The sequence below is a fragment of the Sphingomonas antarctica genome (assembly GCF_965137005.1).
In the GTDB taxonomy this organism is placed as follows: domain Bacteria; phylum Pseudomonadota; class Alphaproteobacteria; order Sphingomonadales; family Sphingomonadaceae; genus Sphingomonas_O; species Sphingomonas_O antarctica.
This window is the reverse complement of sequence record NZ_CBCRXM010000012.1, coordinates 80,256-93,627: the sequence shown is the minus strand read 5'-3', so window position 1 is coordinate 93,627 and position 13,372 is coordinate 80,256. Positions and strand designations below refer to the sequence as shown.

At 61.1% G+C, this 13,372-nt stretch carries 10 protein-coding genes and 1 pseudogene; 6 read left to right on the top strand and 5 right to left on the bottom strand.

The window, feature by feature from the left end; translation table 11 throughout:
* Window positions 1–350: 350 nt before the first annotated feature.
* Window positions 351–2,015 (bottom strand): RHS repeat domain-containing protein, encoded by a 1,665-nt coding sequence (locus tag ACM9ME_RS12100; RefSeq protein WP_415643713.1) that lies wholly within the window; start codon window positions 2,013–2,015, stop codon window positions 351–353.
* A gap of 6 nt (window positions 2,016–2,021) precedes the next feature.
* Between ACM9ME_RS12100 and ACM9ME_RS12095 the strand changes: the two genes are divergently transcribed.
* Both ACM9ME_RS12095 and ACM9ME_RS12090 read left to right on the top strand, forming a co-directional pair.
* Window positions 2,022–4,046: an RHS repeat-associated core domain-containing protein gene (locus tag ACM9ME_RS12095; RefSeq protein WP_415643712.1), complete on the top strand. Its 2,025-nt coding sequence runs from the start codon at window positions 2,022–2,024 to the stop codon at window positions 4,044–4,046.
* Window positions 4,047–4,834: 788 nt separating this feature from the next.
* Window positions 4,835–5,202: pseudogene (locus ACM9ME_RS12090) on the top strand (transposase); the annotation flags it as partial.
* Between the two features lie 141 nt (window positions 5,203–5,343).
* Here ACM9ME_RS12090 and ACM9ME_RS12085 read toward each other — a convergent pair.
* Window positions 5,344–5,712: a hypothetical protein gene (locus ACM9ME_RS12085; protein ID WP_415643711.1), complete on the bottom strand. Its 369-nt coding sequence runs from the start codon at window positions 5,710–5,712 to the stop codon at window positions 5,344–5,346.
* Between the two features lie 143 nt (window positions 5,713–5,855).
* Complete coding sequence (locus tag ACM9ME_RS12080; RefSeq protein ID WP_415643710.1) at window positions 5,856–7,370, bottom strand: hypothetical protein; 1,515 nt, start codon at window positions 7,368–7,370, stop codon at window positions 5,856–5,858.
* Window positions 7,371–7,904: 534 nt separating this feature from the next.
* Here ACM9ME_RS12080 and ACM9ME_RS12075 point away from each other — a divergent pair.
* The 4 genes from ACM9ME_RS12075 (at window position 7,905) to ACM9ME_RS12060 (ending at window position 10,911) form a co-directional block, all read left to right on the top strand.
* Window positions 7,905–8,732 carry a 3'-5' exonuclease family protein gene (locus ACM9ME_RS12075; RefSeq protein WP_415643709.1) on the top strand — a complete coding sequence of 276 codons (828 nt, stop codon included), beginning with the start codon at window positions 7,905–7,907 and terminating at the stop codon, window positions 8,730–8,732.
* A gap of 93 nt (window positions 8,733–8,825) precedes the next feature.
* Complete coding sequence (locus tag ACM9ME_RS12070) at window positions 8,826–9,479, top strand: hypothetical protein (protein WP_415643708.1); 654 nt, start codon at window positions 8,826–8,828, stop codon at window positions 9,477–9,479.
* Window positions 9,480–9,560: 81 nt separating this feature from the next.
* Complete coding sequence (locus tag ACM9ME_RS12065) at window positions 9,561–10,094, top strand: hypothetical protein (protein WP_415643707.1); 534 nt, start codon at window positions 9,561–9,563, stop codon at window positions 10,092–10,094.
* A gap of 91 nt (window positions 10,095–10,185) precedes the next feature.
* Window positions 10,186–10,911: a MobA/MobL family protein gene (locus ACM9ME_RS12060; protein WP_415643706.1), complete on the top strand. Its 726-nt coding sequence runs from the start codon at window positions 10,186–10,188 to the stop codon at window positions 10,909–10,911.
* 88 nt (window positions 10,912–10,999) lie between these two features.
* On the opposite strand, the gene ACM9ME_RS12055 is transcribed toward ACM9ME_RS12060, so the two are convergent.
* A complete protein-coding gene (locus tag ACM9ME_RS12055) occupies window positions 11,000–11,965 on the bottom strand; it encodes a TRM11 family methyltransferase (RefSeq protein WP_415643705.1) in 966 nt (321 codons plus the stop codon).
* Window positions 11,966–12,592: 627 nt separating this feature from the next.
* The gene (locus tag ACM9ME_RS12050) at window positions 12,593–13,162 is read right to left on the bottom strand and encodes a PEPxxWA-CTERM sorting domain-containing protein (protein ID WP_415643704.1); all 570 of its coding nucleotides are present in this window, start codon (window positions 13,160–13,162) and stop codon (window positions 12,593–12,595) included.
* Between the last annotated feature and the right edge of the window lie 210 nt (window positions 13,163–13,372).

The window sequence follows — 13,372 nt, the reverse complement described above, 5'->3', positions numbered from 1 at the left end:
AACCGCTTTAGTTGATCCGATAGCCCGAATAAACCCGTCTGACGCATCTGCCGCCTCCCTGCCAAGCGCAGTGAATCACCTCCGGCCGGATCATGCCAGGGTTATTGGGGGTGCCCAGCTTGAACGAAGGTCTCCAAATCGATGCTCTTTCGCTCCTCTCGAAGCCGGCGCTGAAGCCGCGATCGAAAGGGGAAGAGGAAAGGGTACAGAGCGTACTTGTCAGTCATCGCTCGCCACGCACTGCGCGATCTTGGCCGCGTCATAGGCAAGCAAGCCCCATCCCAAAACCGGGATGCCCCTGCCGACGATACGAGCTACGCTGGCAGACCCCCTTACTGCAAGGCTACCCGTTAACGGATTGCCGACAAGCGTCGGAACTTGGAAGGGCAGCCTAGTTTGTCCGAATACTGCACTCGCACCTCTGCTCGCAATTGATGTTCCGGACGTCGCACCCCCGAACTTTCCGCGTGTTTCAAGAATATTGAAGCCCGAGACCCCGCACCTGCGGCCGCTAGATCATCCAGGCCAAGCTGAGCACTGGCGCACCGTTTGGTTTTATCGAGGGTGGATTCCTCTTTCTCCTTTTGCGGCATTGGAGCACCCCGCCATGCGCCGTCATAGCGCGGGCGGTTTTTCCTTGGTGCGACCGTGGGTTGCGGGGCGGATCGCCCGACGCGACGGGGGCGGGGTGCGATGAACCCCCTGACGCGGTTTTCGGGTGCGGATGCGATCGCCGATCTCATGGGTGCGATGATGCAGCGGTGTCGTGGTCGGGACAAGGGCGAACGATTGGCGTCCCTGACCGAAGCCTGCTTGCCGTTGTTCGTGTAGGTGTAGGTCACGTAATTCTGCTGCAGTGGCGTACCATAGGCCTTCTGCACCAGCGTCAGCTGATCGGCCGCGTCGTAGGTGTTCTTGGTGATGCGGTCCGCACCCTGCGTACCCTGTGTGCCCAGCGCGCAGGCATCGGCGGGGAGGCTGCCAAACACCGCCGGGTTCATCCGCACTGTCGAGCAAGTTTGCCGGCCGCGATCGTCGAAGGAGGCACTCTGGGCTTTTTGCACCGATCCGCCCGTGGTTATCGCCTGTATCGGATTGCGCCTCGCGTCGTAAGCCGTGACCGTCTGCACGACATCTGGTGGCGTGTTGAACGTCGAGCTCATCTCGTTGGGCAGCACGCCTGTCTCGGCCAACGTCATCTTGTCGTCGGAATTGCGGTAAGTGTAGCGGGTCGCCGGGCGGGTGCCGTTGGCGTTGGCCGGTCCGATCTCCCAGGTTTTGCGCCCAAGCACGTCGTAGCGCCAATATCTGGCGTCGCCCGTCCCCGGACGCGGCCCGTCCTCGCTCAACCGACGCCCGGCGGCGTCATAGGTATAAGTCGTCATCAGCGACGTGCCCGCCACGCCATCGTAGCGGGTCTCGGTCAACGGCAACGCGGTGTAACCGAAATAGGAGTAGGTCGTTTTGAACTCGGCGCTCGTGCCGCAGGTCACGCCATAAGCACACACCCGCACCTCGCCCGGCGCGGTCAGGGATCCGCCATTGTACGCCAGATAGGTCGCGCGACGAACCCCGTTCGCATCCGCCGGCGCAAGCTCGCTCGTCATCCGACCCGCAATGTCATACGTGTAGTCTGTCGTGCGGCCGAGCACGTCTGTGTGACTGACCGGGCGGAAGCACAGCACGCGCGTCGTGGCGCAATCGCTCGCGTTAATCGCCGATGATTCCGTTGTCGCGCTCAACCCGGATCCTGCCTTTGGCTGGTTCAGCTTTTGAGTGACATTGCCGTAATTGTCATAGGTGATGCCGGTGTAATTGCCCTCGGGCGCTGTGACCCGGGTCAGTCGGAAATTCCCATCATACTGATAGGATGTTGTGCGACCGATCGAGTCGGTTACCGCCGTGACAAGATTGGGATTGCCGAGACCAGCCGAACTGGCGGGATAAATCGTGTAGACCTGATTGTAACTGTTCGGACCCGTCACCGTCACGCTACTGTAGGCATAACCGGACATCTGGTAGTGACCTATACCTACACGAACAACGGCAAGCAGGCTTCGGTCAGGGACGCCAATGGCAACCTCGCCTCGCTGACTTATGACGGGTTCGACCGGCTCAGCCAGTGGAATTTTCCATCGAAGACGACGACCGGCCAGGTCAGCGGCACCGATTACGAGGCCTATGGCTATGACGCCGGAGGCAACCGCACGTCCTTGCGCAAGCGCGATGGGGTGACGCTGACCTACACCTATGACAACCTCAACCGCGTGCTCGTCAAATCGGTGCCCACCTCCGCAAGCGGTGCCGCCGGCTACGGTGTCTATTATGGCTATGATGTTCGCGGGCTGCAGACCTTTGCCCGCTTCGACAGCACGAGCGGTCAAGGTATCAGCAACGCCTATGACGGCTATGGCCGGCTGGCATCATCGACCACCACCATGAGCGGCATATCGCGCACGCTCAGCTATGCTTACGATGCGGCAAGCAACCGGTCGCGCCTGACACACCCCGATGGCACCTATTTCGATTTTACGTACGACGATGGCGCGCGCATGACGGGATCGAGCTGGTACACCCCGGCTACCGGCACGGTGCCGTATTTCGGGATGAGCTATGACGATCTCGGCCGACGCACGACGACGGCGCGGGCGTCGAGCGCAACGCCTTATGGCTACGACCTGCTCGGCCGTCTGTCGTCGCAGACCGAGATGTTTGCGGGCGGCGCCGGGAACGTCACGACTAACTTCACTTTCAATCCCGCTTCGCAGATCGCGACGGTTTCGCGGGCAAACGACGACTACCAATTTAGCGGCTATGTCGCGGCCAACCGCAACTATGCAGTCAACGGCCTCAACCAATATACCAGCGCCGGCACCTTGAGCATCGCCTATGATGCCAATGGCAACCTGACCAGCGACGGCACGGTGTCCTATGTCTATGATGCCGAGAACCGCCTCGTGAGCGCCACGAGCGCGGGCGGCACCACCCTGACCTACGATCCGCTGGGACGGCTGTGGCAGAGCTCCAGCGCCACTTACGGCAACACTCAGTTCCTCAACGACGGTGACCACACCGTCGTAGAATATGATGGCGCAAACGGCAGCATCCGCCGCCGCTTTGCCTGGGGACCGGGCGCCGACGAGCCGATCCTGCAGGATGAGGGCGGGGCAATGACCTGCGCCGGCACCAAGGTGCTCCACGGCAATTATCAGGGCTCGATCATCGCCGCCGCCGACTGCTGGGGCAACCGCACGAACGTCAACGCCTATGATGAATACGGCATCCCGCAGGCCGGCAACTGGGGCCGCTACCAGTATACCGGCCAAGCCTGGCTCACCGACCTCGGCATCTATTACTACAAGGCCCGCATGTACTCGCCCACCCTCGGGCGGTTCCTGCAGACCGACCCCATCGGCTATGACGATCAGATCAACCTCTATGCCTATGTCGCAAACGATCCGGTGAATCGAGGCGATCCGACTGGGACGAAGACGGTCTGCACGCCAATCACAGGCTCGAACATACCCCAATGCATGATGACGGCCGACACGTTCAACGCGGCACACTCCAACGGTCAGACAAGCGTAGCGAGCCCAGCCGTGAGGGCGGCTGTCGACGCAGGAAAGTCGCAGGTTGCCAAATCGGGAAGTAACGAAAAGCTCGGCTTCGTGGTGAAGGGGCCTGATGGCAAGCCTGTCGTGCAGCCGGCTTCCGGAGCGAAACCGGGCAGCACGAGCACTGGCAGCACCGTCAGCGCTAAAATTCCTGCGGGTGCCCTGGCCGTTGCACACGGTCACATCGACGGGGGCCCTGACCGATCGAACGGAATGGTCGATGATCCGGCGAGCAACGGCGGTTACGGCGATACAAACCCGCTAAGGGCCGGCCTCCCCAACGCGACAGTTTCGAACGGACAGGTGGGATGGCACGAAATCGTAGGTGGACAGCTCCAGTTTAGATTCCCTGGTGGTGCGCTGAGCGCAAGTCAGAGCAGCCTGATGCAGCAGAACTTGAATAACGAACAGTCTTTATTCCAGGTCCCATAACAATGAAAAATACAATTATAGTGCCACTATTGGCTATCTTTTCTGGATGTGCATATGCGGATCATCTCAATTCGTTGACGCCGAGCGAGCTTAACTCCAATGCCGATAAGTACGATGGTAAGGTCGTCGTTGTGAGCGGCTATATGAACATAGGTCCAGAGAGCCACATATTATACCAGTCGGAAGCTCGATTTAGCGAGTTTAGGAGTAGGATGCTGTCTGGTAGGAATGGGTTTAAAGTCAGTGATTACAAATCAGATTGCTTAACCATTGAGAATCCGGGGTTCTTTACCGGAAAGACCAGAGGCCTCAATAAGAAGACAGTGGTCTTGAAAGGAAAATTCCAGAAGGACTATCTCAATAGTCAGATGGTTGATCTTGGCGCTTGCGCCGTATCGACCGGGTTCGTCGTGACCGAGGTCTTAAAGCGATAATGCTGCCGGTACCGGCCATGTCTCGATCGCTTCCAGTGGCTGTGTCATGTCTGGACGGCGCCCTGCGATCAAGGGTGATATAGGTTTGGCGACGGTCGCGGTGCGGTCATGTCTCCGGCCTTTGGGCGTGGGGTTTATCCACTGGCCCTGATGTTTGTCCGCTGATCTGCTGGCCCCTTTCAGTCTATCACGCTTTGCTGCGCAGACAGCATCTCGGGTTTGGCAGATTATATCCGGTTGTGTCGCATCACCTCATGGTCACCCGAGATTTGGAGCGCTAAAACGAGCTGCCCCCTTCTGAGTGGTCCATCGGTCCATCGACTATGAGAGTCTGGATCAAGGAAGGGACGACGAATGCCTGCCAAGAAGCACAAGTCCGAGGAGATCATCGGGAAGCTGCGTGAAGTCGAAATCGTACGGGCCAAGGCGGGACGGCCGCCGAGGCGTGTCGGCGGATCGCGGTTAGCGAGCAGACCAATTAGCGCTGGCGCAAGGAATATGGTGGGCTGAAGACAGATCAGGCTCGGCGGATGAAGGATCTGGAGAAGGAGAACCTGCGACTGCGATCTCCGACCTGACATTGGACAAGCTGATTCTGCAGGAGGCGGCACGGGAAACTTCTAAGCCCCACGCGGCGCCGGCGCTGTATCGACCAGGTGAAAGAGGTGCTGGACGTATCCGAGCGGCGGGTATGCCGCGTACTCGGGCAGCACCGGTCGACGTAGCGTAAAGTGCCGTGCGGGGCAGATAACTAGTTGGTTCCGGATTTCACGGTGGGCCATTTGCCCCTGCTGTGACCTATACCCGTACCTTTACTGGCAAAAGCGCGCAGTCGTCCGTAACGTTGGCGTCGAGTCGGGCCGTTAGCGTCGCGAGTTCGACGTCTGCCGCTTTTGTTCCATCAATCCATCTATAGAATCCATGCGCCGATAAAGTGCAACACTGGATGTTCCAGTCGATCGTGCGTCACTCATTTTGATCCGACGAAACTCGGCATCAGTCGAACTCATCTCAGCGTTCAACCGCTCAGCATCTACCCTAGTCAGCCATCCCTCATGAACACCTCGATAGACGTTCGCCCGAAGCCGATTGAGCCGACCGCGCAGGATAATCTGGCTAGGTTGAGACGCTTCAACAACGGGTATCGCCGCAGCCGTTTGAGCAACAACCGGCGCTGCACCGATCAAAGCGGTCATCGATGCAAGTGTCAAAAGACTCATCGGCTGCTTCATAGATCCCTCCCCTTGCGTGGAAACGTCCCACCGATTTGCCGGATCGTCAACACAGTTTCATCGAATGAAGCGCGTGCGTTCTGTATTCCATGCGATGGCTACCCAGCGGTATCGATCGAACGCGCCGCGCTAGGGGACCGTCCTCATTTCCATTGAGACGGACGCGGATAGCCTAGCCTCTCCCGGTGCCGTTCGTAATCATAGCCGGTCGCGACTTCCAGGATGATACGGCGAGCACAGTGATCCACGAGGAACTCGTTGGCGTCGGCGAGGCCCCGTCGGCGAAAGACCTCGAGATATTTCTGGCTCAGTTCGTCCAAGGTCGCCTCTCGTTCGACGCGCTCGAACTCCGCGACCATGGCGGCAACGGAGGCTGGGTCAGCGAGATCAGCCTTGGCGAACGGCCAGATTTTCTCGCGCCATTCATCCCAGGCAAGCACAAGCTGCTTTGAAAAGGCGTAATAAGCCTGAGCGGCCTCGGGGGTTACATCGTCGGGCAGGCCGAAGTCGTGGTCGGTATCGATCACCACCTCAGCTGGTTCAGCTATGGATTGTGTCCCTGCAGGTGGTGCAGTAGCCAGCCATCCATCCGTGATCGACGGCGTCGGCGGTGACGCCGGTACCGGCAACGGGGTCGAGGGCAAAGTCTCACTGGCCCGTTTAGCCGACCGCAGGATTGGGTCGGTTGATACTCCCGGTTCAGCATCATCGCCCGCCTTGCTCTCGACGGGTGCGGGACGATACCATAACTGCCCGGTCCGGGCGAACCGCTCGCGGCCTTCAGCTAGTAGCGCAGCTGCGATTTGTCGGTTCGCGACGAGATCAGGACGATCTGGGGTTTCAGTAAGCGGCGGCGCCGCATCGGGACCAACGACGGTGGAAGACGCGACCGCCGCCGCCGGCGTGGTCGGAGCGCTGTTCTCCTCCGTTTCGATTTGAGGGTCGCTGTCGCCGCAGGGTTCAATGGTCGGCTCGGAGCCGATCACAACCGGCGCGGACGGCGCCGCACTTTTGCCGAACCGCCAGTATTTCATGGCCCCCTCTTCGGGCCGCTCACGCGGCGGCGTTCCCGGCGTCGACTTGTAATACGGCTTTTTGCCTATCGGAACCTTTTCGAGGGTTCGGTCGGCATAGACTGCCCGGATTGCGACCCACGGATTGTCGCCGTCCTCGTAGCGCGGATCGGCTGCCTTCCACCGAGCCAGATCGGCGATGATGACCAGATCTTCGTACGCCCATTGTCGAACCTTTGACGGCCCGGCGCCGAGCGCATGAAGCATTTTGATCAGGGTGACGTAATCGACGTGTAGCCCGCCGTCCGATTTTGTCAGTGATCCCGCACGCTGACTGGCATATTCTTCCTTCAGGCGATCGACGCGTCGTTGCTTGATTTCGATCGCGAACAAGCGCGGCAGCAGCCTCCTCAGATCGGGCATCGCGCCTTCGAGCAGCTTGTCGAGATGCTGCTCGCTGTTGCTGATCTGTTGGCTGATCGGTGTGCTCGATCCGGTCCAGCTGGCCAGCTGGCGTTCGCGGATCAGACGGAGGTAATCGTCGCCAGTATCTTCCAGTGCCTGCTCCCGCCAGGTGGCGAGTTCTTGATCGGTAATACCGGTCAATTGCGCGGCGGCTTCGAGTATGGCGGTGAGCATCGACATGGTCAGGTTCCTCGGAATTGGGCACGAACCTTCCATTGTAGGCTGGGCGCATCCCACGAAGGAGCGCGATCACAACTTTTTTGACCGAGCCGTGGAAAAGGGGCTTGAGCCCGCCGCCCGCAAATCCGTAGTTTCGGACGCGGGTGGCAACCGACAGGGCGGATCGCCCGTCGAAAAGTTCAGGCGCAATACCGTTAATAGGGTGCATACCATCCCTATTAACTTGCGGAAATTCCGCGAAGCATAATTTCGGTCGTTCTGCGTGAATCAGCGGATTCACGCAGACCTCCAGGCCCGGCCTTCCGGCCGCCCGCTTGCTGCCGAGAGCAGCTGCGCGAAATCGCCGCTGCGGCGGCTCGGATCGGACCGCGATGCGGGTCCTCTGTCTTGCCCATCGCTTCGCTAGGGCGCCCTTCCAGCGAGCGCTGGTTCGATCGGTTCTGAAGACAGGAAAAGGCCCACTCAGGCCTTCGCCTTCGGGACCGATCCTTGCCGCCACATGGCGGTGAGACATCAGCCTGAGGACAGATTTACATGGGCATCTGGCAACAGCGACCGCGCGATGATCACCCGACCGACAGCGTGGTCGCCTACGATATCGAGACGATCGTCGACACTGAGCCCGCGGATGGCAGCTTTCCACCGATCCCGCAGCACAAGCCGGTGGCGGCGGCGTTCCTGCGCGCCACGCGCGACAAGGATCGCAGCCACACCTTCAAGTTGGACATCCTCGTTTGCCGGGAGGGCAGCGAGGGGGAGTTCTACCGCAAGGTCGATGCCTGTCTCGAGCCGGGGGTGGTCGGCATCGGCTGGAACAGCCGCGGGTTCGACAACCCGGTGCTCCGCCTGCAGGCGATGCGCCATCGCATCTTCGATCTCGAAGGGTTGGCCCGGCAAACGCAGTGTGGGCGATATGACACGACACATTGCGATCTGGCGGATCAGTTTGCGGGTTATGGCTCGTCGCGGACGCAGTCGCTCGCCGCGATCTGCGAGGTTATCGAGATTCCGGTGAAGACCTCGGTGCACGGTTCTGACGTCGGCGCGCTTTGGCGTGATGGCGATGTCCAGGCGATCAAGCGTTACGTCGCCGAGGACGTGATCGCGACCTGGATCGTGTGGCTGCACTGGGCGGCGTGGAAGAATGCCGATCCGGCTGAACTCGCGCTGCCACTGTCAGACTTTGCGACCTGGCTCGAAACCACACCCGGGCTCGAACCGTATCGCGCGTTCGCCGACTGCGCGCCCGCTCGTTGGGCACGAGAACACGCGCCGGCTATCCGGGCGGGGAAGGGGCTTGCCGCCGCTGAGCGACGCCTGACCCGTGAGCGCGACGAGCGGGCGTTCTCCGCCAGCGGCTGAGCCGCTCCCTAGATCAACTAGACCCCCATCACCGCACGCAATCCGCCGCCCTCGCTGGCGGCGCGAGCGACGTGCGCCTTCGAAAGATCACACATGACCGACAAGCCCAAGACCTGGGTCGCGATGACCGCCGCCACCGTCGCCGTGCCTGCTTCGCGATGCGGCAACCATCCCCCCGACCGATGCCTCGTCGGCATCGGCCTGTTCATCGCCGAGCATGGCGCGACGGGACGCTGGCACTTCGAGCGCTATGCTCACGCCCTGATCGCCGGCGAGCGCGAGGACGGCCTGCTCGAAGCGATTGCCGACCGGCTGCCGCCATTCGCGACGCTGATCGGCTGGAACGTCGATCAGGTACTGGTGCCGTTATTGCTCGAGACGGCGGCTGTGGTGCCGCCGACGATTGAGCATCATTTCTCGGCACGGCTGTATCGGCTGCTGAGCGGCGGCGTGGTCGACATGGCGCTGTGTCACGGCGGCATGGGCGCGCCACCCTTGGCGACGGTCGCCAGGACGACGGCGATCGATGCGCCAGACATGGACGCGGATGGGATCGCCAGCGCCTGGGCGAGCGGTGAGGTCCGCCAGCTGCATGCCGACCTCGCCGACGAGGCGCTCGCCTTGTGGCGCATCTTCGTCCGCGCAGCAGGTTCGCCGGGTGTCGAGGTCGATGTCGCCACCGATGCCTGGCTCGAGCGGCGCAAGTCGCTGCGCCTGATCGAGCAGACCGGCGGGGAGGGGAGATGAGCAGCAGGGGAAGCGGGGATCAGAGATGAGTGAAAAATCCCTCGGCCAGCAGGCCGTCAGCGACGGAAGGAAGGATAGATCATGACCAGTCAATATCTCGATAACGCCACCGCCTGGAGCTTCTCGCTCCGCACCCTGATGGGTTACCCCGAGCACGCGCCGCCGTTCCACACGACCAAATGGTGCAACAGCGGCCCGCTCGATCTCGATCAGGTCATGACGATCACGAGGCTCGCCACGGACATGCGCAGCGACTTCGTCCATGTCGCCTTCGAACTGGGGACCGACGAACCTGTCGCCATCTCGCTGTTCGTGCGCCGCGAGCACGGCATCGAGTGGATGCCCAACGTCCTGCCTTTCGCCGCCAGCGAGACCGCGAAGATCGAGCTGCTTGCCGACAAGCAGCGCTGGTTTGTCGGACAACGCCAGGCACTGACGGCGGGCAAGCTACCGCCGACGGGCAAGTGGGAGCGGGGCGTCGCGATCGCCCGGCGGCGCTGGCGCAAGGCAGCCGCCAACACGGGATCGCTTGAATTGGCCGGATCGCTCTGGGTGCCGCCCGGTGGGGGTTATGCAGATGCCATCCCGCAGGACGAGCTTAACATCGCCGCCTGACAAATCGATCACCCTGCACGCGAAGCCGCGATGCGCCTGCGACGCCGCCCCTGATCCGGGCGGCGTCGTCATTTTAGCAAAGGATTTTTCGATGACCCCGCAAATCACCAAGGCCGATGTCGATGCCGCAAAACGCATTCTGTCCAAGCGTCCGAGCGGCGGGCCGGGCGACAATCCCGATTTCGCCGTGCGGCCGATCAGTGAGGCGTGGCGGCTCGGCGGACGTCGTGCCGCCTACAAGACTGCCGTTGCCAACGTCGCTTATATCTGGCGCGATGCAACCGGCTCGGATCGGTTCGGCCCGATGCCGCAGAAATTTGCCGAACGGCGCTGCGAGTTGCACGGCTCTGGCCTGATTCTGCCGCCCAGGGCACCGCTCTGGGCGGGGGGCTATACCGTTTGGGAAGAGGCGGATGCGGCCGCCGATGCAACCGGCGATTTTACCGCCATCGCTGCGTGGCACGTCATGGCCGAAATCCCGACCGAGGTCCCGCCACAACGTTGGCATGCCCTCGTCACCAATTTCGTCGAACGCGAGCTCGCGGCGAAGGGCCTGGTCTCCGCTTGGGCGATCCACGCCCTCGAAGGCGACGATGGCGCGTGGATCGTGCGGCCGCACTCTCATTTAATTGTCACCGCTCGCCAATGGCGCCATGATTGCCGGCACGGCCTGCGCCATCCCGCGGGCATCGGGTCCTGGGGTGCGCAGGCCCGGTTGGAGCGGGCTTGGTATCGCGCATGCGACGCCGCCGGTCTGCTCACCCGGCACTTTGCCAGCGGCGCAAGTCGTTCAAGTTTGCAAGGCAACGGCTGGTGAAGCGTGTCTCGTCCACGCAAATAAATTGCGACCGAGCTTCGCTGATACTCGGCCGCAATAGGCTGCCACGTTGGAATGGCCAGGATTGCTATGCGCAGGCGGCACGGGCAGCCGGCCCGATGCGGAGCTGGCGTCGCGATGACGTTCCCGATTCGACCTCTGATCGGGAACGGCGAACCAGCTGCTGAGCTCGGATCACAGCGCGGTAGGCAGCCTTGCTTACCCACTTGCTATAGGCGGCGACGATCTCGCTCTTTGCCAAACTGGGGTTGCCCGTCGCATTTGCCGCATCCTTCTGCAAGTCGAGTTGCACCATGATGTGTTCGACATTGCCGCGGATAAAATAATGCGAATTCGGACTGGCCTTCCAGTTGTGGTGGACCCGGCCCGCGCGCGCGCCGACCCTCTGGATCGCGAAATCAGCCCGATCCGGCGTCGTGAATTCGAAATCCGGATGCGTGGTTTCGACGGCTCTCAGCTTGCGTAGCATCGGACGGCGTACCCAGATCTGGAAGATGGCCGACACGTTGAACGGCTTCCCGTTGTACAGGAAGGCGTCGCGGGGCACGGGCATTTTAAGCAGCCAATGAAAATCGCGATCGAGGCGATTTTCGATCGAGGCTTTCTCGAACGACTTCGGCAGGATCATTGCGATTGCGACGACGTTTGATTGGCGCGCCACACCATTGACGAAGCGAACCGCCATGCTCGCATTCTTGCCATAGGGCGGATTGCCGATGACGGCGATCGGTCGATCGCCCGGGAGGTCGACGCTCAGAAAATCCGCCTTCGTGATCCCCGGATATTGCGGGTCGACATCGTATCCCAGCGCGCCAGGGGGCAGCAGTTTGAAGAATGCTCCCGTTCCAGCGCTTGGTTCGACCATCAGGTAATCTGCGGGGTCGAAATTGTCCTGAAAAAGGCCGTAAAGTCGGTGCGCCACATCTTGGCATGTATAATATTGATCCAGACTCGAATTCCCTGTGCGGCCGGGGTTGAGCACCGCAGGGCAAGGGTGAAGTGCGTGGATCTTCGGCAGGCGTGATTGAGTCATGATTGAGGCGTTCCTGAATTACGAAGGGCCACCCGGCAGCCATTCAGGAGGGATCCCGCCGATCACATCGGCAGAACTCGAGACGGTGCTCCTCTCGTCTCGATATCGCTTGCCGGGCGAACAAAGCGACACGTACCGGCATAGCCGACTGCTCATTCCCTCTGCGCGAACAGGCGTGGATCGGGATCTGAACCGTGCGCCTCGACGACGCTTATGTGCACCGCCAATATCTACGCCAGCAGCTGCGACTTCAAGACGCAATCGTTTTGTGGATCGTGCCGTTACGGCACGACCGAGTTGCGAGCGGTGGCCGTCAGCTCCATCGACGAGAGGATGCGAACGACAAACGCAGGGTTTCAGGGCGCTATAAATTCAGGTCAGGCGCGTAACGCATCTTTTCGGCGCGCATTCCTCTCCGACGGTTCATCAGTTTGCTCGACCAAGGGACTGACGTCCGTTTTGCGCGCACATTCTGCCGTTCCCTGGTTCGATTTCCGATCCCAAAAGCTGCCGTTGCGTGGTTCCATCTCGAGCAATAGCTACTGGGTGTTAACTGACGTCGGTCTCGAGCTGTCGAACGACCACGGGGCCATGGTTGCCCACGACCCCGCACAATCTGCAAAGGATCTACGCGAACGCGACCGTACTGCGCTGGCGGCGACGCACGGCAGTGCCGATCACTCCGAAACCGCCGAGCATCAGCGCCCATGACGCTGGCTCGGGCACACCCTGAATAGCCGTAACGACGCGATCGGCCACGTTTTCGAAGCCCACGCTATTCAGCACGTTGTTGGTCGTAAAGGCATAGCCGTAGTAGGTGCCAGTGGCGGTAACCGCCCGCAGCCCGATGAAGTTGTCGCCATTGGTGAAGCGGATCGGCGTCGCACTGGCGAAATCGGCATATTGCATGCTCGGTCCGAACGTTACCGGCCTGCCGCGTCCGTCGGCAAAGTTAGTGGTCGGCTGCCCAAAGATCGTGTTGACTTGGCCGCCCGTCGAGGTGCTGACCGTCACGGGACCGCCCCCGAAATAGTCGCCGTTGAAACCGAAGGTGAAACCCGCACCCTGCTCGGCGAAGGTGTAGGCGCCGTCGAACAAATCGGCATCAATAGCGGTGACGACGCGCGCGGCGTTGGCCGGCACGGCCGCGCACACAAGGCCGTTGGTGAGCGCCAAGGCAATCGATTTGATACGCATTTCCTGCAACCCTTTTCTACCGGACCCGCGCCTGATGCCCTGGTCCGCTTGGTTAACGCCGCAGTGGGCAAAAGGATTATTGCAGAAAGACAACGACTTGCTCTGAGTCCCGATGTGAAACAGATTGGGTTATGCTAACATGTTTGGGCACCCTCAATTCGTTGCGCCAAGTACGGATGTGCGCATTTAGGCCGGACGTGGACTCGGGAA

What these genes read in the sequence shown, in the direction of transcription:
- ACM9ME_RS12100 (WP_415643713.1), bottom strand. Translation starts at nt 2,015, where the DNA reads ATGTCCGGTTATGCCTACAGTAGCGTGACGGTGACGGGTCCGAACAGT.
- ACM9ME_RS12085 (WP_415643711.1), bottom strand. Translation starts at nt 5,712, where the DNA reads ATGAAGCAGCCGATGAGTCTTTTGACACTTGCATCGATGACCGCTTTG.
- ACM9ME_RS12080 (WP_415643710.1), bottom strand. Translation starts at nt 7,370, where the DNA reads ATGTCGATGCTCACCGCCATACTCGAAGCCGCCGCGCAATTGACCGGT.
- ACM9ME_RS12075 (WP_415643709.1), top strand. Translation starts at nt 7,905, where the DNA reads ATGGGCATCTGGCAACAGCGACCGCGCGATGATCACCCGACCGACAGC.
- ACM9ME_RS12070 (WP_415643708.1), top strand. Translation starts at nt 8,826, where the DNA reads ATGACCGACAAGCCCAAGACCTGGGTCGCGATGACCGCCGCCACCGTC.
- ACM9ME_RS12065 (WP_415643707.1), top strand. Translation starts at nt 9,561, where the DNA reads ATGACCAGTCAATATCTCGATAACGCCACCGCCTGGAGCTTCTCGCTC.
- ACM9ME_RS12060 (WP_415643706.1), top strand. Translation starts at nt 10,186, where the DNA reads ATGACCCCGCAAATCACCAAGGCCGATGTCGATGCCGCAAAACGCATT.
- ACM9ME_RS12055 (WP_415643705.1), bottom strand. Translation starts at nt 11,965, where the DNA reads ATGACTCAATCACGCCTGCCGAAGATCCACGCACTTCACCCTTGCCCT.
- ACM9ME_RS12050 (WP_415643704.1), bottom strand. Translation starts at nt 13,162, where the DNA reads ATGCGTATCAAATCGATTGCCTTGGCGCTCACCAACGGCCTTGTGTGC.